9 protein-coding genes are annotated in these 20,069 nt (G+C 27.7%); 3 read left to right on the top strand and 6 right to left on the bottom strand.

What is annotated here, in order from left to right; translation table 4 throughout:
* Nucleotides 1-496 (top strand): leucine-rich repeat protein (locus ACNQ12_RS03060; RefSeq protein ID WP_418042148.1); only part of this gene is annotated, 496 nt, incomplete at its 5' end.
* Nucleotides 497-623: 127 nt separating this feature from the next.
* On the opposite strand, the gene gyrA is transcribed toward ACNQ12_RS03060, so the two are convergent.
* The 6 genes from gyrA to ACNQ12_RS03030 all read right to left on the bottom strand — a co-directional run bounded on the left by gyrA (nt 624) and on the right by ACNQ12_RS03030 (nt 16,027).
* Nucleotides 624-3,242, bottom strand: a complete 2,619-nt coding sequence (gyrA, locus tag ACNQ12_RS03055) for a DNA gyrase subunit A (protein WP_418019132.1) — start codon at nt 3,240-3,242, stop codon at nt 624-626.
* A gap of 142 nt (nt 3,243-3,384) precedes the next feature.
* The gene (locus ACNQ12_RS03050) at nt 3,385-4,080 is read right to left on the bottom strand and encodes a potassium channel family protein (protein ID WP_416754105.1); all 696 of its coding nucleotides are present in this window, start codon (nt 4,078-4,080) and stop codon (nt 3,385-3,387) included.
* A gap of 8 nt (nt 4,081-4,088) precedes the next feature.
* A complete protein-coding gene (locus ACNQ12_RS03045; protein WP_416754106.1) occupies nt 4,089-5,876 on the bottom strand; it encodes a TrkH family potassium uptake protein in 1,788 nt (595 codons plus the stop codon).
* A gap of 258 nt (nt 5,877-6,134) precedes the next feature.
* On the bottom strand, nt 6,135-6,377 hold the full coding sequence (locus tag ACNQ12_RS03040) for a YneF family protein (RefSeq protein WP_416754108.1): 243 nt from the start codon (nt 6,375-6,377) through the stop codon (nt 6,135-6,137).
* Between the two features lie 19 nt (nt 6,378-6,396).
* A complete protein-coding gene (locus tag ACNQ12_RS03035; RefSeq protein WP_418019131.1) occupies nt 6,397-7,467 on the bottom strand; it encodes a M42 family metallopeptidase in 1,071 nt (356 codons plus the stop codon).
* A gap of 136 nt (nt 7,468-7,603) precedes the next feature.
* The gene (locus tag ACNQ12_RS03030; RefSeq protein ID WP_418037200.1) at nt 7,604-16,027 is read right to left on the bottom strand and encodes a hypothetical protein; all 8,424 of its coding nucleotides are present in this window, start codon (nt 16,025-16,027) and stop codon (nt 7,604-7,606) included.
* Nucleotides 16,028-16,247: 220 nt separating this feature from the next.
* Between ACNQ12_RS03030 and dnaE the strand changes: the two genes are divergently transcribed.
* Nucleotides 16,248-19,178: a DNA polymerase III subunit alpha gene (gene dnaE / locus ACNQ12_RS03025; protein WP_418037198.1), complete on the top strand. Its 2,931-nt coding sequence runs from the start codon at nt 16,248-16,250 to the stop codon at nt 19,176-19,178.
* Nucleotides 19,162-20,055, top strand: coding sequence for a 5'-3' exonuclease (locus tag ACNQ12_RS03020; protein WP_418037197.1), 894 nt, complete (start codon nt 19,162-19,164; stop codon nt 20,053-20,055). The genes dnaE and ACNQ12_RS03020 overlap by 17 nt, the downstream gene beginning before the upstream one ends.
* The last annotated feature ends 14 nt before the right edge of the window (nt 20,056-20,069 follow it).

The raw sequence follows: 20,069 nt of genomic DNA, 5'->3' as shown, positions 1-20,069 counted from the left end.
TAAAAACAATCAAAATATTACCTCAGCATCATTCCCTAATGTTACAAGTATTGAAAAAAATGCATTCGAAGGTGCAATAAACTTAGTGTCAGTTTCATTTCCTAATGTTATAAGTATTGAAAATGAAACATTTAAAGGTGCAATAAACTTGACATTGGTCAATATGTCAAAATTGGAGCAAGTAGGGTATCGAGCTTTTGAAAACACCCCTAAACTCACAAATAAAATAGTAGCGGGTGGTAAGTTAATTAAATGATCTAATGCTAGTGGTGATATTGCTGATGATAGTGTCACCAGCATTGCAGCTGGAGTGTTTAAAAACAATCAAAATATTACCTCAGCATCATTCCCTAATGTAACCAAAATTGGATACGAATCTTTTGCTGGAGCAACTAATTTAGTAAAAGCAAATTTTCCTAAATTAGAGTATAAAGAATATAATGCATTTGAAAACACACCAAAACTAATTAACAAGCCTACAGAAAAGTGAAATTAATTATAAACTCAAAATAACAAGCTTAGTAATTGGTTTGTTATCATAAAAGTAAAGCTCAGCACCTATCAGTGCTGGGTTTTTAAATAAAAAAGCCTATGCCATAGGCATAAGCTTACAATTACTTAAATTATTGTTTGATAACTTCAACATCAACAATACTATCACCATCTTTGAGGTTAATGATTTTAACCCCTTTAGTGTTACGTGAAGCCTCTGAAATTTGATCAACTTGAGTACGAATTGTAACACCTGAAGAAGTAATAACTAGTAATTCATCACTTGGGTTAACAAAGCGAGCAAAAACTAATTTTCCGGCTTTTTCTGCATTAATTCCAGTTACCCCTTTAACACCACGGTTAGTTAGTCTAAATTGATCTTTAGAAGTTAATTTTCCAAATCCTTTTTCTCCAAGTGTTAGAACATAATCCCCTTCATTGTCTGCAGAAGCTGAAATTACTTCTTGACCAGGAGCTAGCGAAATACCTTTAACTCCTAAAGAAGAACGTCCAAGTGGTCTAACATCATCTGATTTAAACATTACGATATTTTTAACATTATTAGCTAGTAAAACAGCATCATTTTCACCAATTACAAAAGCTCTTACTAATTGGTCACCTTCACGTAGTTTAAATGCAATTAGTCCATTTCTTCTAATGTTGCTAAATAAGTTAAGTTCAGACTTTTTAAACATACCTTGTTTAGTTACAGTTACTAAATATTGATTATCAGCATAAGAATCAATATCTAAAATTGAAACGATCTTTTCACCATTTTCAGTATCAAGCCCTTGAATAATATTGATAAACGGTAATCCTTTTGATTGTTTAGAACCTTCAGGGATTTGGTGTCCTCTAAGGCTATATACTTTTCCATAGTTTGAAAATAGTAATAAGTCTGTATGAGTTGAAGCATGAATAATCATTGCTATATCATCATCGTCATAAGTCTTCATTGAAACTGAACCCATTCCGCCACGACGTTGAGTGTTGTATTCATCTAGATCCATACGTTTTACATAGCCTTTTGAAGACATTGTAATAACAATTTCTCTTTCAGGAATTAAATCTTCATCCGAAATTGAACCAACAGCAGAAGCATCAATTACAGTTCTTCTTTCATCATTGTATTTTTCTTTAACTTCTTGTAATTCGAGCACTATTTCATCAATAAGTTTAGTTTCGGATGATAAGATATCTTTGTAATGAGCTATTTCAACTTGTAGTTCAGTGATTTCTGCATCCATCTTTTCAATACTTAAACCTGTAAGACGACTTAAGCGCATCTCTAAAATAGCTTTTGTTTGTTTTTCACTTAAACCAAATCTTTGACCTAAAGCTTGTTGTGCATCTGCATCTGTCTTAGATTTCTTAATAATTGCCACAACTTCATCAATATTAGAAACAGCAATTTTTAATCCATCTAAGATGTGAGCTCTTTCTTCAGCTTTATTTAAGTCAAATTTTAATCTACGAGTTACTACTTCTTTTTGGTGATCAATAAAGACTTCTAAAGCTTGTTTTAAGTTTAAAGTTTTTGGTTCATTATTAACAATAGCAACTAAGTTAAAATTAAATGTAGTTTGGATATTTGATTTTTGGTATAGCTTATTAAGTAAAATATGAGGATTTACTCCTTTTTTAACATCAATAACAAGTCTAATACCTTCACGATTAGATTCATCTCTTAAGTCAACAATTCCTTCGATAACTTTAGTTTTGTGTAATTCAGCAATTTTTTCAATAATAGTAGTTTTCTTAATTGCGTAAGGAATTTCACGAATAATAATCTTGCTTTTTCCATTACTTTGTTCAATTACTTCACACTTAGAACGTACTGGTATACTTCCTCTACCTGTTTCATAAGCTTCTAAAATACCTTTAGTACCTAAAATAATCGCTCCGGTAGGGAAATCTGGTCCTTTAATATATTGCATTAATTCTTTGACTGTAATTTCAGGGTTTTTAGCGAGTGCAATTGTAGCATCAATGGTTTCTCCAAGGTTGTGTGGAGGTATTTCTGTTGCCATACCAACAGCAATACCCGAAGAACCTGAAACAAGTAAGTTAGGAAAACGACATGGAAGCACTGTAGGCTCTTGTTCGCTACCATCATAGTTATCGACAAAATCTACAGTATCTTTCTTAATTCCATCAAGCATTTCAACTGCTATTTTAGCCATTCTAGCTTCAGTATAACGCATCGCAGCTGCAGCATCACCATCAATTGATCCGAAGTTTCCGTGTCCATCTACTAATGGATAACGCATTGAGAAATCTTGCGCCATTCTAACCATTGCTTCATAAACTGAAGAATCACCATGTGGGTGGTACTTACCAAGTACATCCCCAACGATACGAGCTGACTTACGGTGTTGACTACCTGGAGTAATTCCTAGCTCACTCATATCATATAAAATTCTACGATGTACAGGTTTTAATCCATCTCTTGCATCTGGTAAAGCACGAGAAACAATAACACTCATTGAGTATTCAAGGAATGATTGTTTCATTTCATTATCGATTACTACTGGATGTAGACCATCAGTTGGTTCAGTAATAATTTGTGATGTAACAACATATTCTTCGTTTTCTTGAGGAATTTCCTCTTCCTCTTCTTCAATAACTACAGGCTTTTTCTTTCTAAAAATCATTGTGTTGTTTTCTTCATATTCAAACTCTGTATCATCTTGAATTTTTACTTTTTCTTCTTCATTATCATTTACTAAGATTTTATCTTTATCATTCATGTTTTACCTCATAATTTAATTAATATAATTAATTAAATTATATAGATTTTTGTACTTTTACCTAATAAGCTACTTGAGTTTTCAACCCTATATAATAGAGGTAAAAATAAAAAAATCTAATACCGAAGTATTAGAAATTTAATTATTTGTTTTCTTCCGTTACATCTTCTTTATCATTTAATCATTCTAGTGCATTTGTAACATTTCCAACTTCACCAATAATTGTGATAATATCATCTTTTTGAATAACAGTATCACCAGTAGCACGTTTAAATGTATTACCTGTTTTAATTAATACAATTGTAATACCCATTTGAGATAAATGCAGATCTTTAATTTGTTTGTTTTCAAGTTCATTATTATTAACTTTAGTTGATCCTATAACAAAATTTCCGCCAATTTCTTGTAAATTTTGAGAATAACGAATGAAATTACGGTTTGTTGCAATAAGGGCTGCTCTAATTCCTGATTCATATTCAGGTCTAATAATAACATCTACACCAATTTGTTTTAGCACTCTAGCATGACGCTTAGAAGTAGCACGAGCAATAATATTTTTAACTTTTAATTCTAATAAAGCAGCAACAATTTCAATGTTATCTGAAACAGCAACAACAACTGTTTCTGCTTGATCAATACCAAGTGATTTTAATGTTCTTGTGTCTGCAGCATCTCCGATAACAATACGATCTACTTCATCTGCAAATAATTTAGCTGTCTCTTGGTCTTTATCTAAAACAAAAACGCTTTTTTCCATTTTGATCAATTGTTCTATTACTGCTTGGCCAAAACGACCGGTACCAATAACTACAATATCATTTTTATAATTTAATTTCATATATTCTCCTATCCAATCGCAACGTCGGCGTCGACGTATTCAAATGTACGTTTTCAGTTTTTCTTACGTTTTCAAACAAGTAACGTTGAAGAAATTCCAAATTGCCCAATAAACATAACGAGTATTAATGCTAATTTAGAAACAGTGTTTAAACTTTTAGTAATTCCAGAAGTTAGTCCAGTTGTCCCGAAAGCACTAGCGACTTCAAAAATAATGTTTTGGGTTGTATAAATTTCATTTGCATTATTTGTATTTGAAAGTGTTTGAATTTGCCCACCATAATCTTTAAATGATGAGAATAAAACTAATGAAGCGATAACAATTAAAATAAAAGCAATTGCTAAAACTTGTGATGACATATTAACTGTATCTTGATTGATTGAACGTTTAAACATTCTTACTCGAGGCAATCCAAACAATACCCGCACAATTCCCATAATAATTAGAGCAAATGTTGTTGTTCTAATTCCACCACCAGTTGAGGCTGGAGCAGATCCAATAATCATCATGAAAATAAAAGTAAAAGTAGATCCTTGTGTAAAGTGTTTGATATTAACGGTTGCAAATCCTGCACTTCGGGTTGAAAGTGAGGTAAAGAGTGTCGCAAAAGTTTTGTCAAATCAATTTCCATATAATTGACCATTTTCAAAAATTCATCTTTGTTGGTTTAGTAATGCATATTTTGGATCACTAAGTTGTTCTAAATGATGACCATTTTTAAATCACTCAACATATTGAGTGTGGAAAATATACATGTCATTTGTTGTATATATCTGACCATTTGCATGTTTTAAATTTTCAGGTATGTAATATTGGTTTCATAAAGCATAAGCATTTTGTGAACTGGCTTCAAATCCAATTGAAATTAAGAAACCTACAATAAAAACTAAAACATATGTTACTAATGAAATTTTTGTAAAAACCGAGAAATGATATGGTGCTTTTTCTCTTCTGATTTTATGCTTAATAAAGCAAGTTAAATCGTAAATTGCTGGGTATCCTATTCCCCCGATTACTAGCAAAATAATAAAACAAATTTGTAGGAAATAATTTTGATAATATGGCATCAAACTTGATGAAGACATAATATCAAATCCAGCATTATTAATTGCTGAAATAGTGTGGAAAATTCCAAATTTTAAAGATAAGAGGAAATTTCCTTGTGGTGAAATAAAATTCTGATTCATGTTTTTGATGTAATCAGGATCATTAGGTCTTAACCCATTAGATAACATTAAATCAATTCCATTTGTATGAATTGGCGAAGCAAAATAAAAATAAATTGTTAATGCAATACTAAAAACAAAAATAGATATAAAAAGGAATTTTATTGAAGAAATAATAATTTGAGTGATTTTAGCAATATCAGTTCCTCCACGTTCACTTTGGATTAACTTAATTTCACCAAGAGAGGAGGATTTTTTGCGGAAAATAAAATTGATAATAAAGAATTTTAAAGCAAATATTCCGATACCACCAGATAAAATTAATATTGCAATAATTGCTTGCCCAAAATCATTTCATTGTTGGAAGGTATCGGCAACGACTAACCCAGTATCGCTAAAAGCAGAAGCAGTAGTAAATACAGCATCAATATAAGAGATTCTATTTGCTGATTGATTTTGTGCTCATGGCGAAAATAGCAATAAGCTAGAAATTAAAACAATTAAAAAATAAACAAATAATAAATATTTTAATTTTGAAACATTCGATTTTCAGCGTCAAAAACGCATTATACTTTTAATAAACTTAGAATTTACTAATTTGCTTTTTAAGTTATATTTCAGTCGCTTCATCGTACTCCTAATTTAGTCTATAAAATGATTATATTAAATTTATATAAAAATATAAATTCAGTTAAAATGAATAATAATGCGCTTTTATATTTTTTTACCCTATTTTATAGGCACAAAAGTATTTACAATAGTTTTATCTTGTATTTAAAAACTATTTTTTCAATTATGAGCAAAGAAAATGACAAAAAATTCTTTTTTTCACTTGCTTTTAGATATATAAAAATTCACTTTAAAGTGAATTAATATGATTTATTGAATTTATTTATTTTTAGCATCATTCATAGACTTCATAATTTGTCTAATTTGTGATTCGCTTGCTGTTCTTCCCATTTGTTTAAACATGATACGAATCATTTTTTCATTAATAGGTGGGTTTTCTCTTAGTTGTTTTTCAAAGATTCTTTTAGTAACAAAAAATGTAACTAACGCAACAGCGATACCAACTAAAAGCACAACACCAATAATCATTCCAACAAAAGCGCCTGTTGTCATATTGACCATATTCACCTCCTATATTGCTTTATTTGTATTTTATTTTATCATATTTTTCTGAATTAAACTCTAATATAAAATTAGAGATTAAGTCACTAGCAGCTAATAAATCAGATATTGCGCAAACACCAATTGGTGAATGTAAATATCTTTGTGGTAATGAAATTGTTAAAGTAGCAGCTCCACCACGTGCATATTGTAATTCATGAGCATCTGTTCCACCGCCCATTGATACAAATTTATAAGCAGGAATATTGTGTTTTTTTGCTACTTCTTCCATTTGTGAAATAAGACCTGTGTCCATTAAGTTTCCGCCATCTTTAATTCTTAATGCAGCTCCTTTAAATAAAGCTGTTGTGCCAGGAATTGTTCCAATTGTATCGTGTGATGAAGTAGTATCCAATGCAATTGCGATATCAGGATTTACTATTGATACTGAAGTTTTAGCACCTCTAGTCCCAACTTCTTCTTGTACAGTACCAACCATGTATAAGTCACAGTCTAAATCAGCATTAGCAACGCTTTGTGCAATACGTTCAAATACAGCAACTCCTGCACGATTATCCATTGCTTTTCCGCCAATTAAATCTTCATTATCAAAAATAATTGTTTCTCCACTCATACGAACTTGGTTACCAATCTCTACACCAGCTTCAATGGCTTCTTGTTCAGATCTGAAACCAAAATCAGCATATAAATCATCATTAGAAATAGCTTTTGAAATTTTGTCTCTTTCCATGATGTGAATTGAAGTATGACCAAATACTCCTAAATATGTTTTTTTGCTTGTAATTAGCTTAGCTTTAGTTCCGATCACTGTGTTTGCTCAAATTCCACCAATTGGGCTAAGTAAAATTTGTCCTGACTTATCAATTCTACGAACAATATAACCAACTTCATCCATATGAGCAGCAACCATTACTTTAGGTGCATTAGGATTTTTAGAAGGTTTATGGAAAATAATTGAGCCCATTTTATCACGTGATACTTCATAACCTGTAATATTTTTTCTCAATTCATCAGCAACAGGTTCTTCATATCTTGACATTGCTTCAATTTCCATATATTTGATAATTCTTTCTTTAAATGTTTGATTCATTTCCACTCCTTAAATATAATATTTAAAGTTTATCAAATTATATTTAAAAATTTAATAAATAAGATTTAAATCGATAATCAAATTATTATTTTTTAAAAAAACACAAAAAAGCAAGCTTTATGCCTGCTCTTTTAAATTATTTGTTCTTGTTAGTGAATAATAATGTTATACCTATTAATCATAAAATTGTTCCCATAATAGCAATATATGCTCATCATGGTAATGAAACACTAGCAGCTTTAATGTCTTGAATTATTGCACTTCTAATTACATTATCAATGTTTTTCATCGCTGGAGATTGAATAATATTTTTTAATGCATTAATATCTTTTGATTTTAAACTACTTGCTGAAGTATTTAAGATATCAAAATATTTATTTTCTAAAATTATATTTTCAAAATCAGCATATTTATTATTGCTTTGTTTATTTAATTCATTTACACTTTGCTTAAATTTTTCAAAATCATTATCGCTTAAAGAATCTACAATATTAATTAATGCTTGCCCATTTTTTTGCTCTTTTATTATTTTGGATGAAAGCGATTCAACAGCATTTTTATCTTGAGAATTAAATAGGTTTATGTCAAAATGAATTCCATTAATTAGAGTTTGTAATTCATTTAATAATTTTGGATAATTTTTATCTTTAATTGAACTTGCTTTATATTTGTTTAAAGCATCATTTAAACTCATAAATTGCTCTAGTCCAAAAATAATTTTATTAATATCCGATAAAATTGCATCTGCTACATTAGGGTCTATTTGACCTAATTGCTCTTTTAATTGATTAATTTCAGAATATGAAATTTTTGGTGCTTTATTAATTTTATCAATTAAATTATTTCTTAAATTATTTAAATCATTCTCGATAGTATTATTATTTTTTGTTGCTTCTTCTAATACTTTTACTGCTTCTTCAAATGTTTTAGCATTATTGTAAGAATTTCGAATGTTTTCTTTAGCTTCACCTGATAAATTATTTAATTTAGCAATTTCATTATCAATTTGTGGAACTTTATTATTTAAAACAAAATGTTCTTTTTTACTAAATTTATTTATTTCATTAGCTAAAAGAGCTAATTTATTTAAATCTTTTTCCAAATTATCAGTATGAATTTTGTCAACAGCACTTTGCATTGTATTAACAACTTCATATTTTTCTTTAGATTGGCTTAAAATCTCTTTAAACTTTTCTTGTAAATTAGTTGGTGCATTAAATAAACTGTTTGAATTTAATAATTCATTATAAATATTTAGTTCATTATTAGCTTTTGTTTTAATATTTTCAAAATTTTGTGTCCCATTAATATCATTTAATGCTATTTTTAAGTCTGATAAATATGTAGCTATATCCATAGGATCATTATTATTTATTACAATACCATCATTTTTGTTTAAAACTTTTCGAGCCTTTTCAAGTATTTGTTCATAAGCTGATTGTTTATCTGGATCAGCATAAGTAAAGTTTATAGAACTAAATGGTCTATTAGTTAAACTTGAATCTATATTATCTACAAATGCATTCAACTCTTTCATATTTGTATTTAACTCATTAGCCTTATTAACAATAATATCAATTTCTGCATTTGCATTTGCTAATTCTTCTAATGATTCAGGGTTGTCTAATACTTCTTTTATTTCTTTATAAACCAAAGCTTTTTGTGCATTATTTAAGCTTATTAGCTTAGCAATTTTTTCATTTATCACTTTTGCAACGTAATTTGCTAATTTTTGTAATTTATTTTGTTTATCAATAGCATTTTGTTCAAGATTATCTTGATGTAACATTTTGCTTGAAGCATTATAAATTTCATTAGTAAATTGTGGTAAATCATTTGCTACTTTTATGCCTTGATCATATGAGTTTTGCAAATCGTTTTTTCTTATTAAATCTTGTAATTCTTTTACAGTTTCAACTACATCTAAATAATTTAAATCATTTCCAATAATATTATTTTGAGAGTTTTGAATTAAAGAAACTATTTTATTTTTTAATTTTTCTGAAGGTTTAACTTGATTATTATTAATTGATTGATTAATATTTGTAAATAAATCATTTAAGGAAGTAAGTTGTGATTTAAAAATATTTTTCGGTTCTTCAATTGCATCTTTTAATGCTTTTGCGGCTGATTCATAATATTTTTCATCTTGATTATTTTGAGATAATGCTGTATTAGCACTTTCCAATGCTTTTGAAATTAACTCACGCATTTCTGCTGTAATTGAATTATCATTTTGACCTTCAAGTAAACTGAATTTATTAAATAAATTATTTGCATCATTAATTTGGTTTACTAATGCATTTTTATTATATGCAGAAAGTAATTTATCAGTTACATCTTGAGTTATTATTGGATCATTAGTTTCTAAAGTTTTTTCTAATTCTTTTGCTTGATTATAAATTTGTCCCAATGGTTGAGAAAGAATCCCATTGTATTTTTCAACTAACTTAATTGCATTATTTAAATTGTTATTTGCTAAAACTTGTTCTAGTTTATAAGCTTGCTCATTAAAGAAATCAACATCTTCTTCAGAATATTGATTATTCTGATCTCTTAATAAACCTAAAGATTCAGAAATAACTTGTTTAGTTTTTTCCATCATAGGTTGAGAAGTATTTTCGATTTTATCATATGCCTTAAAAAGGTTTTCTTTTTTCATATTAGCTTCTAATTTATTTAAAGCTTCTCTGTAGTCTAAGCTTGTTGCCTCAGAATCAGCAAGCACATCATTGGCTGGGTTTAAACTAATTTCATTAAAGGACTGTGATTTTTTAATTTCATCAGGTAAGTTATTAATAGCATTAGATAATTTATTTTTATCAATTTCTCTTTGCAGTAAAAAGTAACTATTAACAATATCTGCTGACCTAACATTAACACCAGAAATTGTTTTTTTAGCTTCTTGAATTTTCTTAGTTAGTTCAGATGAAGCAGGATCAACTAAGTTAGCTTGCTCGATTAATGAATTCATCATTTCTTTTAACTCTGAAAGAAGTTTTTTAGCTTCTAAATTGATTTTGTTTAACTCTTCAGCAGCTTTATTATATTCTTTAGAAGATAAATCATTGTTTTGATATATCTTTAAAGCGTTTTCTTTAGCTACTTTCAAATTATTTAAACGTTGTTCAATCGAAAGATCTTCTGGTAAAGGATGAATGAAATCATCTGTATTCAATAAATCAACTAATGTACTTGCTTCATCAAGCGATACACCTAAAAAATTCTTCTTTTGCGCATTTTTTAAATTTTTATAAGCTTGATTAATTAAATTAGAACCTTGATTATTTTTATCTCTCAGATTTTCCTGTTTTAGTTCAGCTAGAATATTGTTGTAGTCACTATCTAATGAATTTGTTTTTGAATCAATTATTAAATTGTCATTATATTGCTGAATAATTAATTTTGCATCAGCTACAGCATTTTTGTATTCAAGAGATAATTCTGTTTGATCATCATTTAGGCCATTAATTAATGAAGCCATATTAAAGTATGATGCATTAGCATTTAAATATTCTTTTAATTTATTAAAACTTGAATTTGTACTTTGGTCTAATTGAAATTCTTTAGCATTAACAACATCACTAATTTGGCTTTCTAATAATTTTTGATTTTTAATGAAATTATTATAAAATGGCAAGGAATCTGATTCATCTAATGGTTTATTTATGGATTGCTTTAAGTCATTAGCGTATTTATACAATGAATTAGTATTTGTTTCATTATATGTTTTAACAACATTATTTTTAATAATTTCTTTTAAAGATTGCAAACTATTTTGTTCATTATCTAAATTTAATGTATTAATATTCTGTGTTCATTGTGAAATAATTTTGTCATTATTAGAAATTTGATTTTTCAACATTTCTTGACGTTCATCTTCAGAAACTAATTCTTGTGATTTTCTGTTAGTTACAATTAATTCATTTAAAACAGAAGTAAATTTTAATTGGCTAATAGCATTGTTTATTTGTTCGCTAGTAGCGTTGCTATCATCATAAATTGATTGAGAATTTTTTATAATATTTGTTAAATATTCGGATTTAGGATTAATTTCATTTACTTCATTTAACAAGGAATTTAAATTTTGTTTTGCTTGTGTTTTAATTTTAGTTTCTTGAATTAAATCTCTAAGATTTTGAGCCATTTCATCAATTTTTTGCTTTGATAATTGATTTGGTTCAACATTTATAGCATTCTGTATCGCATTAGTAAGTTCTAAATTATTTAAAACTTTATTTTCCTCTTCTGCTTCCTCGATAGCTTTATTCAATGTATTCATTAAAATAGCATTTTTTAAGGCTTCTATAGTCGAATCATACTGTGAGTCAGTTTTATTATCATATATTGATTTGCTGTTCGCTAATTGTTCTTTTAATTTTTCAGAAGAAACTTTAATTTGTTCTGCTTCTTTAATTAAAACGCTTAAATTATCAAATTTAATTGCATTTTGCAATTTTTTAACTTCATTATTTACTTCTGTATTTTCAGGTAATGTATTGGCTGATTGTAAATTAGTTAATATGTTGACTGCATTTTTTAATTCAGTTTCTAATTCTGATGATTTATCGTTTATTTTATTAGCATTTTCCATTTCTGCATATAAAGGCTCTAAAACAACTGCATTTTTTGCTTCTTGATGTAAAGTATTTAGTTCTTCTTCAGTTAAAGCAGCATTAATTTTATTTAAAATATCTGCTTTTTTAGATTTTAACTCAACAGGTGAATTGTTTGCTACTTTATTTAGTTCTTTACCAATATTTTTTATTATAGTATCTTTTTTTACTTGATTTAAGTTTTCATTCAAACTATCAGTTAATGCTTTAGCAGCTTCTAACGAAATATTTCCTTGCTCAATATCTTGAAGGTCATGCTTTGATAAAACAACTTTTGCTTTCGTTAATGCATCATTTAATTCATTTTTAGCGTCAGAGTTTTGCAATTCATTATAATCTATTTCGTTATTTGTGACAAAATTATCAGCATTAATATAAGCTTGCTTAAGTTGCAACATTTGTGAATCTAAATTTTGTCCTAATTCTAAAATGTTTGCTAATTTATTAAAATTATTTGAATTTTGTATTTGGTCAATTAAATTTTTCTTTTGATATTCTGTTAAATTGGTTAACTCTTCTAATGAACTTAATGTATCTTGCTTTTTAGTTTCAAAAGCATTGATATTAGATTCAATATCTGAACGAACTTTTGCTAATTCTTTTTGCAATTCTTGTAATTGTTCAATTGAGACATTATCATTTAATGAATGACCTGAAAATTCAGCATTATATTTTTTTAATAATGAATTATATTTTTGAATTGTATCTTCTGATAATACTTCTATATTTTTTGATTTCAAAATATCTAATTCTTTTTTAGCATCTGCCAGATTGTTGGCTAATGTATTTAGTTGAGTGGCTAAATTAACAATTTCATTAACATCTTGGGATGAATTAGCATCATTAACTTTGTTTTTAAGCGTTTCTTTGTAAGTTTGACTTAAATATTGATTTTTTTCAATTTCTTCGATTGCACGTTTTTTTGATTCTTTTAAGTTAGCATCTCCATTTAAATTGCTAAGGCTTTTATTAATATCATTAACATTTCTTGCGATATCCAAATAATCAAAAGCAGTTAATCCATTTTGATTATTTTCGTTTTCATACAACTGAATTAACTCATCAACTTTGGATTTCAATTCCGGATCAGCTTCATTATATTGTGGAGATTGTTTAATATTTTTAGCATTTGAGATTGCTTCTAAATATTGGCCCATTATTTCATTTAAATCGTTTGATTCATTTATAAGTGGATCAAGATTGTTTACATTAGGCAATAAGGCAAGCTTATTAATAATCAATTCTTTTTGTTTATTAGTTAAATTAATTTGTTTATCAATATTATTTGCTTTAAAGTTTTGAATATTTTCTAACTTTTTCTCAAATTCATCAGCTTCTGAAGATGAATTTAAATTATTAATTTGACTTTTTAAATCATTTTTTGCCAACTCTGAAATTGGTAATTGATCAATTTTATTATTTAATTCATTTTGACGTATTTGGGCATTGCCTAATAATTTAATAATATTTAATGTTTCACGTTTTTTAATATTTAAATCTTCAATTGTTGCTGATGGAGATAATGTTGATAAATAAGTAGAAAAATTATCAACCATTTCATCATACTTTTGCTTAACTTCTGGGCTAGATAATTTATATTTTGGTTGTTCTTTTATATTTTTTAGAGCAGTTAAATATTTATATCCCAAATCAGAAACCTTATTAGATTCGGATGCTGAATCAATAATTGCATTACTTGATTCTAAATTATTAATTGGTGTACTGTTTAACATTTCCTTGTAAGTGTTTTTTAATTCTTCAGGAAGTGACAATTTATTTAATTTAGCGAACTGAGAATCTAAATATTCATTTTTCGCTTCATTTAAAGCTTGCTTGTATTGATTTAATAATTCATTCATTTTTTCTGCATTCGCTTTATATGTATTATCTTCAAAATTGTTATTCAACTCTTCTAATTTCGCTTTAGTTTGGGCTAATTTAGGCGCAATATTAGAATTTAACAATAAAGTATTTGCAAGTTCTTTTTGTTCCTGTAATTGTCTATATAGCTCTTCTTCTTCAGGAGTCATTTTTCATTTACTGTTATCGATAATTTCTTTTGCACTAGAAATTGAATCAGCAATATTCACTAACTGAGTTAATTCAGTGGAGCTAATCTTATCATTTGAAATTATTTTTTTAGCATTATTTATCGTTTCAAGAACCTTTTCTTTTTCTTCAGGATCTGTAATTAGTTTATTTATATCTTCTGTTGCTAATTCTTCATTTATTTCGTTTAAAGTGTTAATTATTGCATTTGCTTTTGAATTATAGTTTTCTGAATTATTAACAAAAGCCTCAACATCTTCATAATTATTTAAACCCTTAATTTTGTCCTTAAGTGTTGCTAAAGCATCAGGAGAAAAATTATTCATTTTACTTTCAACAGCTTCAATTGCTACAGCTTGGTTTTGTTCACCATTTAATGCATTATATGCTGATTCTAAACTTCTCTTTAATTCTTCGATTTGTGATAATTCTATTGAAGATATTTTCCCTAAATTTTGTTCAGATAAAAAAGTGGTTTTAAAATTCTCTAATGCTGAATCAAAAGCTTGTCTTTTTTCTGTACTTGAAATTAAGTATCTAATTTCATTTTTCTTATCACTATATAAATTGAATGTTTCGACAATATTCTGATACTGATTTTTTAAATTATTAATGTTTTCAGTATTAACATTTAAATCTTCTGCATTAGTTAATCCTTCAGCAACTTTAGATAACTTGTCAAAAACATCTGCTGTTACCAAAGGTTTAATTGCTTTTAAAGCCTCAGTATTTGTTCTTTTGGCTTGAGAAAAGTTTTCAGCTGCTTGAGCTTTCAATGTATTTAATCTTGCTCTTTCGGCTTGGATGTTTGGATTTGATCCATTGTTAGGTCCGAAAATCTGGTTTAATAAATTTTGTAATTTTCCAGAACCCTCTCTACTTAGTCTGATAGTATGAATACCTGTATTGATATTTTTCATATCTTTTGTTTCTGTTATCACAACATTAAAATAATTAATTACATTTGTTTCCAAAACATTTTTTTGACCTGAAGTTAAATTTTTATAAAAATCTGTTCGCTTGTAAATTTCAGGGTCTAAACTACCAATTTGATCAAATAAATCTTTCATTAAATTTTTATAATCATTCACACCATTAATAATTCTGTCTTTATTTCCTCAACCAGCATATGAATTATGACCAGCTCCACCAATATTTCCTTGCATTGCAGCATACATTGTAAACATAATGGTTATTGGTCCAACATGTGTATAGCTTTCTAAATCGATTTCCTTGCTTGGAGTATCTAGTTTTGTATTAATATTTTTTAATGGAAGTATAAGATTTTTGTATGAACCTCAGTTTCCATTTTTATATAGTAATGGATTTAAAATATCTCTTCATGACTTTAATTTAGCTTTGAATTGCTGCTCTTCATGCACTGTTTCATCTCATAAAATCGCTTCTTTTGCATTAGGGTAGAAGAATGTTGCCATTAAGCGACGAACATTATCTGCATAGCTATTTTTGAAATATTCTGATGAATCAATATTCTTTATTCATCCTCATAAATTTTTATTATATGTGGTATCATTTAAACCACTTTTTGACATAAGAAAATAATACGGATCCCCAAAAGCCAATCCCTGTGCTGCTAAATAATATTTAGTTAAATAAGAATAAAATTTATCGATTTTTTGTTTAATAATTTCTAAATCATCAGTTGATTGAGAATTATTAATCATTTCTTCTAATTCGGGAATATCCCTGTTTCTAAATCCTCCAATCCCAAACTGAAATTTTAAAGATTGAACATATTCTTTTAAATTATTTTTGCTAGTTTCTAATTCATTTGAAATAATTAAATTTGTAGATGAAGAAATAGCGATTAATGGCGTCGCTATTCCTAATGTTGATGTAGATAAAATTAAATTTAAAATTTTTCTCTGTTTCATTTTATTTCCTTTCTTGTTTGCAAATACGCAAAATTACATAATAAAATTATTACAATTTTATAATATTTTTTTATTTGTTATAGTAAAAATAACTATTTTATTTTCTAATCTATAAAATAAAATTTTCTAATTATTTTCAATATAAAATTATGATTAAAGATTTATAGAACTTCTTAGGTTTATTATTGTTTTTTTGTATTAAATAAAATATAATAAAAACATGAAAAAAATTTATCTACATACTAATACTGAATACTCATTTCTTAATTCAACAATCAGAGTTAAAGATTTAATTTCCTTTGCCAAGAAAAATGATATGGAGTATCTACCTTTAACCGATATTGATAACTTATATGCTTTGCAGTATTATTGAGAAGCGCAAGCTGCTTTTGGAATTAAACCATTAATTGGTTTAGAGCTGCCTTTAAAAGAAGGATTTAGCGTTTTTTTACTAGCTAAAAACAATGAAGGATACCAATTTTTAAATGATTTAATTTATAAACGCACAAGTGGTGAAGAAATTTCATACTATGATTTGGAAAATGATGATGTTTTTGTAATCGACCATGAATTACTTGGTTTAAAAAATAAAAATATTCCTGTCAAAAATTATTTAAATAATTTTTATTTAAATTCTAAGACTGCTCAAGAAATTCAAACAGTTTATGCACCATGTAAAAAGGTATTAACAACTGAACAAAATGAATTAATTCCTATTTTAAACAGCATTGCAGGAAAAGAAAGCGAGAAACACTTTTACACTGAATATTTAGATGAAGACGATTTTAAAGCAATAGATCCTCAAGTGGCTAAAAATATCGAATTTATTGCTGAAAGTTGCAATGTTGTAATGCCTGATAAAAGTATTAAATTAGCTAAATTTCAAGGAAATGTAAAGGAAGAATTAGCTCGTTTGATGTCTAATAAAAAAGCATTGGATTTAATTTATACATATGGTGAAGATGTGGTTACCAAACGAGTTTATTATGAATATAATGTCATCAAAAAATTAGGTTTTCTAGATTATTTTTTAATCATTCAAGACATTATTAATTATGCAAAAAATAAAGGGATTGCAATCGGTCCAGGACGGGGCTCAGCATCCGGATCATTAATTTCATATTTACTAGGAATTACCGACATTAATCCTCTTGAATTCGATTTACTATTTGAAAGATTTTTAAATGTCGATAGAGTATCATTACCTGATATCGATATTGACATTCAAGATACTCGGCGTGATGAATTATTGCAATATATTAAGGATAAATATGGCGAAAATAATGTTGCTTTAATTAGTGTTTTTCAAACATTAGCATTAAAAAACTCATTAAGAGATATTGCTCGTTACCTTTCCATTCCAGTGCCAGAAGTTGATAAGATTTGTAATGCTTTAAAAAACAGTGACGAAAGTTTAATACAAGCTTATGAAAATAATGAAAAATACAAGATGCTAGTAGATATGTATCCAAAATTGCATCAATATGCTAGTCAAATTGAAGGTTTACCTCGGCAAGTTGGAATTCATGCTGCTGGGGTAATTATTTGCGATAGAAATATAAAACACATTATTCCGGTTTCAAATAACACCAACACCTTGCCGCAAGTGCAATTTACACTTAATTATCTTGAAAGATTTGGACTAATTAAAATTGATTTCTTAGGTTTGAAAAACTTAACAATATTGCAAGAAATAGAAGACCTTATCCCAAGCAATTATCAATTCGATAATTTAGTCGGAAGAAGCTATGGTAAGTTTATTGATCCAGATGTTGCTAAACTATTAAATAATTTGCTAACTAACGGGATTTTTCAATTAGAATCACCTGGTATGCAAAATGCTATTAAAGAAGTACGTATCGATTCCTTCGATGATATTTATGCAATTATTTCACTTTTTAGACCTGGACCAATGCAATATATTTCAACATACAGTAGAAATAAGCTAAATCCTAATAATATCGAAAAATTACATCCAGCATATGACGAAATTGTAAAAAATACATTCGGAATAATTTTATATCAAGAGCAAATTATGCAAATTGCTCAAAAAGTAGCTGGAATGTCTTTTGCTCAAGCAGATTTATTGCGAAGAGCTATTTCTAAAAAAGATGAAACAAAGTTACACAGTTATAAGAGTGATTTTTTTGCTGGTGGACTTAAGAATGGAATTTCGGCAGAAGTATTGGAAAAAATATATTCAAATATTGAGCGTTTTGCTGCATATGGATTTAACAAATCCCATGCTGTTGCTTATGCTCTTATAGCCTACAAATTAGCTTATTATAAAGTGAAATACCCTCTTATTTTTTATAAAGTATTGATTTCAAATTCATCATCTGATCAACAAAATATTAAAAAATATGTTGCTGATGCTTCAAGTCAAGGAATTAAAGTATTTTCACCTGAAATTAATCATTCATCAGAAATTGTTGAAATTGTTGATGAGCAGTTATATTTACCTTTGGTAATGATTAAGGGATTAGGTGCTGTTGCAGCACATAAAATAGTAGAAGAACGTAAGGTAAATGGTTCTTACAAGAGCTTTTTAGAAGCTTATTTAAGGCTTAGAAATATAGCTAATGTTTCCGAAAGTATTTTAGATAATTTAATTAAATCTAATACCTTTAGAGAATTTGGTGGAATTGATACTTTATTGAATGCTAAAGATAAATATGCTCTACCATTTAATAAATTATTTGAAGATTCATATAAAAAAGTTGATGGTGATAAAAGTGACTTACTTTTAAATTTCATCAAGTCACAAGGGATTAATGACATAGTAATGGAATTAATACCTACTAATTTAATTGAAGAAATGAAATCAGAAGCCAATTTACTTGGGGATGTATATAATGCATTAAATTCATTACAAGAATCAACCGGTTATAAACAAATAGTTGATGTTGGGCTAAGCCCAATTTGAGTTAAATGTCTTATGTCAAAGGTCCAAAAAGATGCAAAAGGTAGACCTAGAGTTTCATTAACTGATAAAAGCAAAAGTATTATGGCTTTTGGATTTACTTCTCGTGCTACTGAAATTTTAAATCACACTCAACCACGCATGATTGTTGCATTATTAAAATTATCAAAAGCTAATTACTACACATTTATAGATTGAAAAGAGATTCAAGATGAAAACAACAAATAATACCCACTTAATAATTGATGGAAATTACTTAATGTTCCAATCATTTTATGCTACCTATTATGGTAACCCCGATAATATTATGCGTGCTTCTAATGGAACTCCAACTAATGGAATTAACTTATTTTTACATCAATTAAATAAATTAATCGAATTTTATCATCCACAATATTTATATATTGCTTTTGACTCAAAAGATAAAAGTTTTCGGCATGAACTATATGATGAATATAAAGCAGGACGTGCTAAGGCACCTAATGAACTTTATGTTCAATTTAACTTAATTAAACAAATTTTAGATCTTTTAGGAGTTGTACAACAAGAATTGCCAGGTTTTGAAGCAGATGATTTGGTCGCAGCTTACTGTAAAAAAGTAGCTTTAAATGAGCCTAAAATTATTTTTTCAAGAGATAAAGATTTGCATCAATTAATTGCACCAAATATTAGTATTATTCAAAAAGAAAATTACGGATATTCTTTACTTACAAATGAAAACTATTTCGAAAACTATGGATTTTTACCATCTCAAGTAGCAGACTATAAAGCATTGGCAGGAGATAGCAGTGATAATTTACCCGGAGTAAAAGGAATTGGAGAAAAAACAGCTATTTCAATTCTCGAGAAATTTCATACTGTTCCTAATTTATATGCTTCACAGGATAAATGAAGCACTGAGCTAACTAAAGGAGTAATCAATAAACTGATTGCAGGTAAAAATGATGCTTTATTTTGTTTAAAAATGGCAACATTGAATCCTAATGTTGCTAGCTTTAATTCAGAAAAAGAAGCTTACATTTTAAAATTAAACATCAGAAATGCTCTACCATTATTAGAACAACTTGAACTTAGATCAATTATTGAAAAATGAAACAAATGATAGCAATTGTTGGACGG

This window comes from Mycoplasma paraquilae, assembly GCF_048284415.1.
Classification (GTDB): Bacteria; Bacillota_I; Bacilli_A; order Mycoplasmatales; family Metamycoplasmataceae; genus Mycoplasmopsis.
The sequence above is the reverse complement of the archived record's forward strand: the minus strand, read 5'-3'. Positions and strand labels throughout refer to the sequence as shown.